Below are 13757 nucleotides of genomic sequence, written 5' to 3'. Positions count from 1 at the left end.
CAGCCCCCGTTTCACCAAGACCAAATCCACAAACGCAACCAAGCCAGCATCTCGTGGCTCCATATCCACAGCAAACTGGCCCGACCGGCCGCGATTTTGCCTATGCCTTCCATGCCTGGTCTTAGTAGTTCAGGCGCGTTTTCCAGACTGGCTTCGACGCGGAAGATATTTTTGCCGCTATCGGTTTTGGCGACTGCGGTAATCTTTTGCACCTGTAGCGGGAAGGTCTGGCTGGGCATGCTGGCCAGCACCAACTCGCCTTTTTGGCCTTCCCGCACATAGGAAATCAAACTTTCATCCACTTTCAAAATGATACGGTAGCCCTCCAACGGGGCGATTTTGAACAGGATTTCGCCGCGTTCGACCGGTGAGCCGAGTTTCTGACTCAAATCGCCCTCGATAACCACGCCATCGAAGGGCGCCGCTAAATTGATTTTTTGCAACTGCTGGCGCGTCAGCTCCATTTCCGCGTCGGCCTGATCGATTTGCGCGCTGATGACCCGGACTTTAACCAGATCGCCGCCGGACAGGGCTTCGCGGTATTCGCGGCGGAATTTTTGCAGTTGCCCATCCAGTTTGTTTAGTTCCAATTGCAGTTCCGCGTCGTCCAGACTAGCCATCACGTCACCCTGACGCACCGTATCCCCGGCACGCGCCGAGGCCGACTGCAAAAAACCGGCTATCGGCGCAGCCACCACCCGCTGAATTTTGCCTTCCAACACCGCATCTGCCGTCAGGCGGAAATCACCGCGCAACAGGGCGGAAATCGACAAAAACAACACCAAACCCAGGGCCGTCAACTTCATTTTGAAGTGCTTGACGCCCATCAGTTCGGCTAGCCGTCGTTTAAGCTTGATGCCGATTTTTATCGTCAATGCTTGTTCGTCGAGTTTTTTTAAGGCCAGATAGGGCGAGAGCAGTGCCAAGGCTTGTTGGCAAAGTAGAACGGCTTCCTTATCAAACGACTGTTCTTCGCCGCGCAGCAGGGTAACCGCGCCAATAAACTCACCGCCATGCAGCATAGGTATGGTCAGCAATGAACCATAGCCGTACTTGCGGACAATTTCCTGATGGGCGCGCTGAATGGCGACCGACTTGAGATCGGGAACAACCACGACACTATCCTGTTCGATGGCTTCGTCCATGGCATCGGCGATTTTTTGCAACAGATTGGCCTGCTGATCGAATTGCGCGTTGTTGGAAATCGCCACTACCGTGCTGTAGTTGTCCTTGAATTCGCCTATGGCGACCCGATCGCAATTCAACATGCGCGTCAATTCGGTACCGAGGCTAATCAAAACCTCGCGGTAACTATTTTGCTCGAAACAAGCCGCCAGCAAACCCACTACGGAGCTGTAAAAATTGTCGTTCTGCTGCAAACGGCTTTGAGCCAAACGCCACCACTCCACGCTTTGCTCCAGCGTGGCAAAAACAGCCTCTCGCCGATCAGTAAGGGCATGCTCAAGTTTGAGCACAATCACGCCCAGTAGTACAGAACCGTCAAATACCGGGAGACCGAAGAAGTCGTAATGGCGTTGATCGGCCTGTACTACGTTGGGAACGCAACTTGGTTGATTTTTCTCCAGCACAAGTTTGCAAATAGCGGACAACTCGGCAGCATCGGCGATGTTCTCCGGCCATTTCGCCAACAGCCGCAGTGCTTTGCCATCCGTATCGCTCACCATCAATACCGCAGCCTGAGTTTGCGTCACAATCCGGCAGACAATGTCCAGCCACTGTTGGGCAAATCTAATGCTCATGGCAGAAAACCTCGTCCTGGCTGGCAGAATTCAAAACAATATTCTGCGGACACAACATCAAAAATATTTCATCGAGATGGGAGGCTATTTCTTGACTGACCAGGTCTTTCAAATTGCTGGGGATAGCCGCAAATTGTTGATGGCTATCCTTTAGACCGCTAAGCGCTTTATTAAATTGCTCCGGTTCGGCAAACACTTGCTGAGCCAAGTAAATCAGATAGGTTTCGTTGCGATAATGTGGATCGGTAGTTTCGGGATGCAGGTGGTGACCAATGATGTGCGAATACACCTCGGGTAAACGCCATAAGCGCATCAACTCCGAACCCAATTGGCAATAATCAAAACCAAACACCAGTCGTTCCTGCTCATCAATCGGCAAGCCCTCCTCCCGGCTTGCCATTAATGCGTTCAGCGCCTGTTCCGGGGCTTTCACAAACATCGCCGCGTGGCCGATTTCCAGTAACAGGCCCAATGCAAAAAAACGGTGTCCAGCGGGCAGTCCGGCCAGCTTAGCCAGAGTGCGGCAGGCAATGCCGCATTCGATGGCGTGCAACCAGAACTCTTTCAAGTCCAGAACCGCGCCGGGAATATTGCAAAACGTGCGCATGCACAGACTGCTCAACAGCAAATCATGCAACTGGATGGTGCCTATCAGGCTGATTGCATCGTAAAGATCGTCGGCTTTGCGATTAAAACCAAAGAAGTTGCTGTTGGCCATGCGGATTATGCGAATTGTCAGCATCGAATCGGTTTGCAGCACGGCGACATAATCGCGGATTCTGGCATCCGGCTTTTCCAGTAACCGCCTGATTTTCAGATACACCTCGGGCATCGAAATTTTTTCGGCCAAATCGCAAAGGAATTGTTGTTCGGCTTTCATGCTGGATCAGTTGAACATGAGCTTTTCCATCTCAGTCGCGGCTTTTAAAGCTTGTTCGACAGTGTCGTCCAACTGTTCGGGGTTGAGTTGCAAAATATCCCAAATGTCCCTGGATACGCTCTGCTCGATCGGGCTCATATGCCCGAATATAGATTTTTCGGCACAAGCCCGCACCAGATGCAGCAGAGCGGTTTCCCTGACCTGTTCCGGGGCAAGGTCAGGGGTGGGCTGATAATGCACAATATCTTGAAAATGCGCCGGTAAATGCCATTGCGCCATCAGCTTGGCACCGATCTCCCCGTAATGCATACCCAACAGTTTTTGTTCAGAGATGTGCAGCATTTCCTGGTTATTCCGGGAAAGTTCCATCGCGCGTTTCGCCAACTCAGGGTGCTTTGCGTAAAGCACCAGATGCCCTATCTCATATAACAAACCAATCACAAACAGGCGTTCGCTCTTGGGGATTTTTAGCTGGCTTGCCAACAACCGGGTCAACACCGCCGAGAACAAGCTGAACCGCCAAAAGGTTTTCAGCGGCATGATGTCATTGGGCAATTTTAACGAGGCAATCGCCGAGGTAGCCAGCACCAAGTCATGTAGCTGCCCTATGCCCAGCATGTTGACCGCCCGACTCAAGCTGTCGATTTTGCCTGGAAAACCAAAAAAAGCACTGTTGGCAACTCTTAACACGGCGACGGTTAAGTTGGGATCGCTGGCCACAACTTCGACAAAGTGCTCGATATCCGAATGGGGATCGTCGATCAAATTTCTAACTTTCTGATATACCTCGGGCAAGGAAACCAAACCTTTGATTTCTTGCAAGGTGTGTTCGATCAAATCTGCTTGCGAATTGATCTTGACAGGATCAAGCAAGGGCGTCCCTCCAAATTAGACAGTGTTTAAATCAAGCGGAAGTATAGAACGGAAACCGGAGCTGTAGTAGGGAAACTACCGGTATTCCGTTCGGGCTGAGGTCGTCGAAACCCAAGCTGGTTTACTCTTCGAGGGGTGATGGTATTTAAGGGCGGGGCTAATAAAAGCCACAAGCTCTCCATTTTTTCCATACACCCTCCGACACTTAACCACTGCACATTTTGAGTACGCTTATCTGTGTTCTATTGCGGATTATTTGTTGCAATCACAGAATAATTAAAGCGAAGTCGCTAAACTCTAGCAACATCTATGGCATCCGGTGCCAACGGCGTTCCATGCACATCGGTCAAACTGCAAATTTCAACGCCAATGAATTCAAAGTCACATCTCAAGCACTACCACTCCAAACCGATTCTGGAAGAGTTGGAATCTCGACAGCTGTTCTCCGGCGGCATCGAGGGGCTTTTGACCGAACAACTCATGGACCCCAATGCGACCTACGCCAACGCGACACCGCCCGCCGACACCCAACAGCCCCCCACGCAAACCAGCGCCAGCGAGACCAGCCGCAATGAAATCGTGTTTGTCGATACCCGCGTCCTGGGCTACGAATCGCTATTAAACGACATCAAAAGCAGCGACGTTTCAGACCGCAATCTGGAAATCATTACGCTGGACAGCAGCACTAACGGCATTCAACAAATCACACAGATTCTGGCCGAGCGCGACAATCTGGACGCGGTGCACATTATCTCGCACGGCAGCGACGGCAGCCTGGATTTAGGCAATAGCCAGCTCAACTTCGACACCTTGATTCAAAACCAGACCGACATCAGCGCCTGGGGGGATTCCTTCAACGCCAACGGCGATATTCTGCTTTACGGCTGCAATGTCGCTGAAACGCAGTTCGGCCAGAGTTTTGTCGAGTACCTGTCCGGCATCACCAATACCGAAGTCGCGGCGTCGGAAGATACCACCGGTAGTGCCGATTTGGGTGGCGACTGGTTACTCGAATACCAAAGCGGCGACGTCGAAACCGAAATTGTAGTCAGCGCGGCGGGTCAAAGCGAATGGACTGGCTTGATGGCGGTTACTGCCAATGGCACAGTGACATCTACGGATAGTACCAGCACCAGCCAGCTGACATGGTCGCATAAGGTGAATGCCGGCGTCGACCGGGTACTATTCGTCGAGATTGCCATTGATGACGGCAACGCTGGGGTCAACAGCGTTAAATACGGTGCCGCCGATCTCACCCGCGTCGGACGCACAGCAGCCAATCACGCCGTCGAAATCTGGGCTTTGGTCAACCCCACAGAAGGAACCGATAACGTCGTTATATCATTTACCGGAAATACAGAAGCCGCTGCGGGTGCATCGACCTTTAACGGTGTTAACCAATCGACGCCCTACGGTACTTACGCTGGCAACACCGGCACCACCGGTTTGTTGGGAGGATCAGGCACGGTGAATGTCGCCAGTGCGACTGGCGATTTGGTTATCGACGTGCAGTATTGGAAAGCTATTTCAGCTGATACAACGGGTACCGGGCAAACTTCGCAATGGACCAGCTCTTCCCTATTGTCTACGGCAAAGACTGGCTCTTCCGTGGCGGAAGGCGCGAGCTCAGTAACGATGAGCGGTTCAGCGTTACTTGCTGCCGATTGGTCGATAGGTGCGGTATCTGTCAAAGCAAGTATAAACATCGCGCCTGTGAATACAGTACCCGCAGCACAAACGACGAATGAGGACACCGCCAAAGTGTTCTCATCGGCCAATGGCAATGCGATTACGATAGCCGACGCCGATGCCGGCGGCGCAAACAATGAAATCACCCTGACGGTCACCAATGGCACGCTGACCTTGGCCGGCACCACCGGCTTGACCTTTTTGGCCGGCGACGGCACCGCAGATAGCACGATGACGCTTCGTGGCTCGGCCAGCGCCATCAACACCGCACTCAATGGCTTAAGCTTCACGCCCACTGCCGAATACATCGGCGGCGCGACACTGACATTGACTACCAAAGACTCGATAATGTTGAGTTTGGATATCGATACCGGTCTGTTGGGCCGTTATGCTTTCGAGAACACCGGCACACTGGGTACCGATAGCAGTCCGGCGGCGGGTTACGCGGGCTCGGTCATCAACGGCATAGCGGTCAGTGACGCTACCCGCGGCAATGCGCTGAGTTTGGCTGGTGACGGTTATGTACAAACTACCGGGCTTTATGGCCAGCCATCCAGTGTAACCCTGGCGGCCTGGGTAAACTTGACGTCCGCCGACACTGGGGGCGCGGAAGTAATTTCGCTGGGTGACAACGTGGTACTCCGCCTAGATGCTGGCGGCAAAATCAAAGGCAGTTATGTCGACAGCGGGACTTTCAGATTTACCGAGACGGCTACGACATTGGCCGGAACCGGCTGGCACCACGTTGCATACACCATCGACAGCGCAGCTCATACCCAAACGGTTTATATCGACGGCATTGCCGTGGCTTCTACCGCTTACACCACATCCATTGCTTACAGCCAGGGAAGCAATAGCTTTATCGGCAAACACGGTAACGGCGGCACTACTTACGACTTTAATGGCAAGATAGACGACGCGCGGGTTTACAATCGTGCACTGACTACAGCCGAAATTGCCACGCTTGCTAAGGATTTGACATTAACAGATACCGATACGGTGGCGATCACAGTCGCGGCAGTCAACGACGCACCCAACGATTTATACAGTATCAACGGTGTCGCGGAATCCGATCTGGTGGGCGTTTATGGCTTCAATAATCTTGCCAATCTCGGCCGAGATGATGCCGGCAACAGTGCCCCAATAACCTTTTACGGCAACCCTGGCCAAACCACCGGCCCCAATGGCTCCGGTGCGTTAGATCTGGCCGGCGGGACATCGGGCCAGTATGGTGATATTTCTGGGATCACAACTGGCGGCGCAATGACTTTTGCCGCTTCGGTCAAATTCGATAGCACCGGCGATTGGCAACGCGTGTTCGATTTCGGGCAAACCGATAGCACTGGAATTGGCAACGTCTATGTCGGTCGGGAATGGAACACCAACAACCTCACTTTCACGATCGAGAAAAATGGCGTGTACACCTATCGCGCCACCGCCGCCAATGCCATCACCAATGGCTCATGGTTGCATTTCGCCGCCACCGTAGATGCGACAGGCAATATGAACCTGTATGTCAATGGCAACTTGGCGGCTTCCACAACCGGCGTGGCGCTGGAGACAGGTATTCGCAGCAATAACTTCATCGGCAAATCGCATTGGGCTGGCGACGCGGCATTCGACGGTGCTATCGATAATTTTATTGTGGCCAACGGCGTGATGAGCGCTGCCAACGTGGCGGCACTGTATCAGCAAACCACTGGATTTACGGTCGCCGAGAACGCCGCTAACGGCACCGTAGTGGGCACCGTGGTGGGATTCGATATTGATGCCAGCGCCAATCCTACATACAGTCTAACCGATAGTGCCGGCGGACGCTTTGCCCTAGGAACCGACGGCACCATCAGCGTCGCCGATGGTAGCAGGCTGGATTTTGAAACCGCATCCAGTCATATCATTACCGTGAGGGTTACGGATGCGGGCGGTGCCACGTACGATGAAAACTTCACCATTCAACTGTTGAATGTCAACGAGGCACCGATCATTTCAGGCATCGAAGGTACTGCGCTGGCTTACACGGAGAACGGTCCCGCGACGGCGGTGACCTCAACTCTGGTGCTTTCGGACGTCGATAGCGCCAACCTGGCCGGTGCCACGGTGCAAATCTCCGGCAACTACGCCAGCGGGCAGGACGTGCTGGCATTCACTGACCAAAACGGCATCACCGGCAGTTGGAATGCAAGCACTGGCACACTGACCTTATCCGGATCGGCTACCGTCGCCCAATATCAAACCGCATTGCGTTCTGTTACCTATCAAAACACCAGCGATGCACCGTCCACCACCAGCCGTACCGTAAGTTTTAGTGTTACCGACGGCACGACGGCCAGCAACGTTACCACTCGGAGCATCTCGGTCACGGCAATCAATGACGCCCCAGTCAACAGTCTGCCCGCCAATGGCTATACGGCCATCAATACCAGCAAAACCTTCTCCAGCGCCAATGGCGATGCCCTACAAATTGCCGATGTCGATGCGGCCTCCAGCAGTGTGCAACTGACCTTAAGCATCAGTCACGGCAGCTTGTCGCTGGCCAGTACCACGGGCATGACCTTGGTCAGCGGCGCCAATGGTAGCGGCAGCATGACCTATTCCGGCACAGTGGCGGCAATCAATACCGCACTGAATAATGGTCTGACCTTTACCCCCGATAGCAATTACCGTGGCCTGGCTCAATTGACCATGACCACCAGCGATCAAGGTAACGCCGGTACAGGCGGTACTTTAACGGACACCGATACCCTGGATGTGCATGTCGGCGCCATTGTCGTCACCAACACCTCGGATACTATCAGCGCAGGTGCCAATACCAGTTCGATCAGCGCATTGATTGCCAGCGACGGCGGCGACGGCATCTCGTTGCGGGAGGCGATTGCCGCTGCCAACAATACCGCCGGCCCGAATTATATTTATTTCGGCATCAGCGGCACGTCGGTCCATACCATCAATCTGACCTCAGCGCTGACCATAACCAGCACAATTGTGCTGGACGCCACCAGCGACGATAGTTTTAGCGCCAATGGCAGTCGACCGGCCATTGTATTAAACGGCGCAGGGAACATACAAAATGGCATCCAACTCTACGGCGGCAGCGACGGCAGTACCATCCGCGGCCTGGTGATTCAAAATTTTGCCGGCACCGGCATTGAGATTTCCGGCAGTAACGGCAATACCGTCGCCGGCAACTGGATCGGTCTTAACGCCGCCGGTACCGGCGCGGCGGGTAACTCCGCAGGTATTGGTATTTGGAATTCGGCCAATAACATCATCGGCGGCAGCTCGGCGGCGGATCGCAACGTGATTTCCGGTAATACTGGTATCGGTATCGGCTTGAGTACCGACAACGGCTTGACCACCGGCAACCAAATCAAAGGCAACTACATTGGCACCGATGTAACCGGCGCCAATGCCGTGGGCAATGCCAATCAGGGGATCTGGGTCAATGCCGCCGGTAACAGCATCGGAGGAACGATGGCTGGCGAAGGCAATGTCATCAGCGGTACCACCAACTGGGTGGGCATTCAATTGGAAGCACCCGCCAGCAACACGCTGGTTGCTGGCAACCTGATCGGTCTCAATGCCGCCGGTACCGCAGCAATAGCCAATGCCGCCGGCGGTATTTACGTGCAGTCGGCCAACAACACCATCGGCGGCACAACCGCCGCCGCACGTAACGTCATTTCCGGTAACAACGGCTCTGGCATTACGCTGACCGGTAGCTCAGCTACCGATAACGTCATCACCGGCAACTACATCGGTACCGACATTTCCGGTACTGTTGACTTGGGCAATGCCAATTCCGGTATTACCATCGAGTCAGCCGGCAATACCATTGGCGGCACGGCAATCGGTGCCGGCAACCTGATCTCAGGTAATAATTACTCCGGTATTTTTATCAATGGCGAAAGTGCCGACAATACGGTCGTCCAAGGTAATTATATCGGTACCGATATATCCGGCAATGCCGGCTTGGCAAACAGTTGGGACGGCATTTCAGTGATCGGCGGCGCCGACAACACCGTAATCGGCGGCACCACGGTGGCGGCACGCAACATCATTGCCGGCAATACGGAGGCAGGCGTCTACATCAGCGATAGCGGCACCACCGGTACTGTCGTTCAAGGCAACTACATAGGGGTTAGCACGGATGGTGTGACAGCGTTGGGGAACGGTATTCAAGGGGTTGCTATTGAAAATTCCGCCACCAGTAGCTTGATCGGCGGCACGGCGGCCGGTGCAGGCAATATCATCGCCAACAATGACGTGGGCATAACGGTTGTGGGTACTAGCTCCAGCAACGTCTTTTTAAGGAATAGCATTTACGGCAATACCCGACTTGGCATCGACCTGGGCGACGATGGCGCTACAGCCAACGACGCGGGCGATGTCGATAGCGGTCCCAATAGTCTGTTGAACACGCTGGTGTTAACACGGGCGGTCGTGAATGGCACCAATTTAACCTTGAGCGGCACCTATAACGGGGCCGCAAACAGCTATTACCGCATCGAAGTTTTTTCCGATGCCACGGCCAGCGGCGAGGGGCGGACCTATCTCAATGCGCTGAACATGGCAGTCGGCAGCTCAGGTACCGTCAATATTCAATTTAATTTCTCAGATGCCCGCCTAGCGACTGGCCAGTACCTTACCGTTACCGCTACCCGCACCGATTCCAGTTATTCGACGTTTTACGAAACCTCAGAATTTTCCAATGCCATTGTCGCGGAAACGCCGAACAGTGCGCCGGTCGGACAAGACCAAACGATTACGGTGACCGAGGATACCGCTTACATCTTTACCACCGCCGATTTTCCGTTCACCGATGTCGACGGTGACAATCTCAGCCAGGTTTGGATCGAATCACTGCCCGGCTCCGGCACACTGTATTTGAATGGCGTTGCCGTGCAGGCGTTGGACGCAATCAGTGCCGCGGACATTCAATCCGGAAAATTGACCTACACACCGGCTACCAATAGCACCGCAGCAACCAGCTTTTTATTCAGTATAGTGGACGACGGTAGTAGCTATGGCGGCGGACAAACCCTGGATAGCACGGCCAATACGCTGACCATCAACATTACCGCCGTTAATGATGCGCCGGTGTTCGCTAACCTGAATGGCGCGCCTACCTTTATCGAAAACGGTTCGGCGGTGGTCCTTGACGTCGACGTGACGCTTTTCGATGCCGAGTTGTCCGGTACTAACAATTTCAACGGTTCGACATTGACCCTGGCCCGCCACGGCGGCGCCAACACCGAGGACGCGTTGGCGTTCGACGGCATCACCGTCACGGTCAGTGGCGCCAACGTTTATGTCGGCGGCGTCCAGGTCGGTACCTACACCTTCACCGGCGGGCAGATGGACATAACCTTCGGCGCCAATGCGACCAATGACCGGGTCAACACCTTGATGCGCAACACCGTGTATTGGAACTGGAGCGACACGCCGCCGGCCAGCGTGCAGATCGACTGGACATTCAGTGATGTCAACGCTGGTGCCCAGGGCAGTGGCGGGGCACTGACCACCAGCGGTAGCACCACCATAAGCATTAATGGGGTGAATGATGCACCTGTTATCAATGTCGTTAGCGCTAGAACCACCGATGAAGATGTCGTGAAGCGTTTTTCGGCTTGGATTGGTAACGCCATCACAATCTCAGATGTGGATGCCGATTCCGCAAATCTGGAGATGACGATTTCCGCTATCAACGGCACGGTCACGTTAGGCGGGTTGGCCGGGTTGACATTTTCCGTTGGCGATGGCGCCGCGGATACCACAATGACGTTCCGTGGCACCCTAGCGGCGATTAACAACGCTTTGGATAACATAGATTACATGCCGGACCCCAACTATAACGGGCCAGGCGGTATGGAATTTACGCTGAATGATTTAGGCAATACCGGAACCGGCGGCGGTTTGGTAGCAACTGCGACTCAGGTCATCACAGTCAATCCGGTCAACAATGCGCCGACTGCGACGATTACCCCAGCCAGCTATAGCGCTACCGAACAAACCAGCCTAATCCTTGACGGCACCGGGCTGAATATCGCCGATGTCGATGCGGGCAGTTCCAGCGTGCAAGCGACCGTGTCGGTGGTATCCGGCACATTGACAGCCAGTGCGGGTACGACGGGGGTTACCGTTTCCGGCTCCGGCACCAGTTCCATCACGCTGACCGGCAGCCTCAGCCAAATCAACGATCTGCTGGCCGGTAATGCCAGCGGATCGCTGAGCTATATCATCAATTCCGATACGCCGCCCGCCACCGATACCTTAACCTTGAGCGTTAACGACCAAGGCAACACCGGTTCGGGCGGCGCGCTAACTGGCTTTGATGTCGCCACGATCAACATTACCGCCGTGAACGATGCGCCGGTCAATACCGTTTACGGTGATGGCACCAGCGTGCCGGAAGACTCGGTGATTCAAATGCTCGGCTCGGTCGTCATCTCCGATGTTGATAGCGGTTCGGGAACTGTTACCAGCACCTTGTCGGTAAACGCGGCAGCGGGTGTTTTTTCGGCAACATCAGCTAGCGGTGTCACGATCAGCGGTAGCGGCACCAACAGCTTGGTGCTCTCCGGCGATGTAGCGTCGATCAACGCCTATTTTGCGTCGGCGGCAACTGCGCCGGTGTTTACCGCCACTGCTGACTATAACGGCGCGGTTTCTTTCACTGTGGTGACTACGGACAATGGCAATTCCGGCTCCGGCGGCGCTTTGTCGGATAGCGACACTATCAGCGGCTCGATCTCGGCTGTCGCGGACATTGCAAATGACAGCGTGACAACGAATGAAGATACGCCGGTCACCTTCGACCCTCTGGCTAACGATACCTTTGAGAATTCAGGCCGGTATATTTCGGCTATCGACGGCAACAACATCAGTAGCGGTCAAACGGTCGCCATCACCGGCGGCAACGTCACGCTAAATGCCAACGGCACCTTGACCTTCACGCCCACAGCCAACAGTAACGGCGCCACCAGTTTTAGTTATAGCGTGACATCCGGCGGCGCCACCGAGACCGCAACCGTCTCGGTGACTGTCAATCCCGTCAACGATGCACCGGTGTTAAGTTTTGCCACCGGCAATGTCAGTTACCCGGAAAATGCCGGGGCCGTTATATTGGCGCCCAATGCGACGGTAACCGATGCCGACTTGACAAATTTTGACGGCGGCCAGATGGTGATTGAGTTTAGCGCTAATGGCCAAGCGGAAGATCGTCTGTCTATCCGCAACCAAGGTACGGCCAGTGGACAAATCGGCTTGTCGGGTAGCAATGTCACTTACTCCGGCGTCGTCATCGGCAGTTTCACCGGCGGTAGTGACGGCGCGACGCCTTTGGTCATCAGCTTTAACAGCAATGCCAGCGTGGCCGCTGTGCAGGCCTTGGGCCGTAACATTAGCTATCAGAATGTCTCGGACGCGCCCTCAAGCTTGGTGCGTACCTTGCAGGGATATGTGACTGATGGTGATGGCGGGACCAGCAATGTGGTGTCAGGCACGCTGAGTATCACCGCCAGCAACGACGCCCCAGTAATCAGCAGCGCCAACCTGACTTTGAACGAAGGCGAGACCGTCACCTTATCGGCCGCCAACTTCGGCGTGACCGACCCCGACAATGCCAGCTTTACCTACACAGTTAGCAGTGTGTCCGGCGGCTATTTCCAATTGACGTCGGCAGCAGGTACACCGATCACCAACTTTACGACCGCCCAGCTGAGCGCCGGCCAGGTGCAGTTTGTCGATGACGGGAATGAAGTCGCACCGAATTTTGATGTCACCGTCAGCGACGGTTCGGCCAGCTCTACCACAATGGCCGCCAGCATTGACTATAGTGCATCTAACGACACAACGAATACTTTGCGCGACATCATCACATATAACCAAAAAAATGGTTTAAATGATAAAAATCAGGGAGACAACGCTCAAACGAATATCTCAGCAAGTCACCACGTTCCGACCGATCAATTTGCGGTGGTTGTCGATTTGAACACCCCAATCGAGCAACTAACCCGACAACCAGGCCGAGATAATCAGGCAACAGGCAATCAATTTATCCTAGAACCCAGTGCATGGATTAACGATGGAAATAGCCCACGGTTATCCGGACTGATAGACACTAATAAAAATGAGCAACAACGCAGCAGCGAAAATAGCCGAAAATACCACTTCCAATCCAGAATTCCATCGGTCGATGAATACAGGATTGATAGCCGGACTGCTTTAAGTGAGCAAGAAGAAATGGAGTTTTGGAACAGATTGGAAAACATTCGCAAGCAAATGAGCGACCCTACGGTTGTGGCCGACGCCAATCCGGTAAACATTAAAATCATTCTGGGGACCAGCGCCGGCCTCACTGCCGGATTTGTCAGTTGGATCTTGCGGGCTGGGTCGCTAATGGCCAGCTTTATGTCCACGGTGCCGTTACTGAAACGCTTTGATCCATTGCCTATAATGAGGTCAGTCAAAAAATCAAGGCCGGCAAAAGACCATGAAGCTAATGAGCTTGACTCAGCATCCTCCCACTCTGAAGACACCCGGTGATGATCAGAAAC

At 54.1% G+C, this 13757-nt stretch carries 4 protein-coding genes; 1 reads left to right on the top strand and 3 read right to left on the bottom strand.

Annotation, left to right across the window (positions count from 1 at the left end):
* Positions 1 to 11 precede the first annotated feature (11 nt).
* Genes ACR64Q_RS03530 through ACR64Q_RS03520 form a run of 3 tightly spaced genes read right to left on the bottom strand, consistent with a single transcriptional unit; the run spans position 12 to position 3513 of the window.
* Positions 12 to 1760, bottom strand: coding sequence for a GAF domain-containing protein (locus ACR64Q_RS03530; RefSeq protein ID WP_313733597.1), 1749 nt, complete (start codon positions 1758 to 1760; stop codon positions 12 to 14).
* Positions 1750 to 2640 (bottom strand): HDOD domain-containing protein, encoded by an 891-nt coding sequence (locus ACR64Q_RS03525; RefSeq protein WP_313733596.1) that lies wholly within the window; start codon positions 2638 to 2640, stop codon positions 1750 to 1752. Before ACR64Q_RS03525 ends, ACR64Q_RS03530 begins: the two co-directional genes overlap by 11 nt.
* Positions 2641 to 2646: 6 nt before the next feature.
* On the bottom strand, positions 2647 to 3513 hold the full coding sequence (locus ACR64Q_RS03520) for an HDOD domain-containing protein (RefSeq protein ID WP_313733595.1): 867 nt from the start codon (positions 3511 to 3513) through the stop codon (positions 2647 to 2649).
* A gap of 369 nt (positions 3514 to 3882) precedes the next feature.
* On the opposite strand from ACR64Q_RS03520, the gene ACR64Q_RS03515 reads away from it, so the two are divergent.
* Complete coding sequence (locus tag ACR64Q_RS03515; protein ID WP_313733593.1) at positions 3883 to 13746, top strand: DUF4347 domain-containing protein; 9864 nt, start codon at positions 3883 to 3885, stop codon at positions 13744 to 13746.
* Positions 13747 to 13757: the final 11 nt, after the last annotated feature.

Source organism: Methylomonas sp. 2F7 (assembly GCF_057126975.1).
This window is presented reverse-complemented; position numbering and strand designations above follow the sequence as displayed.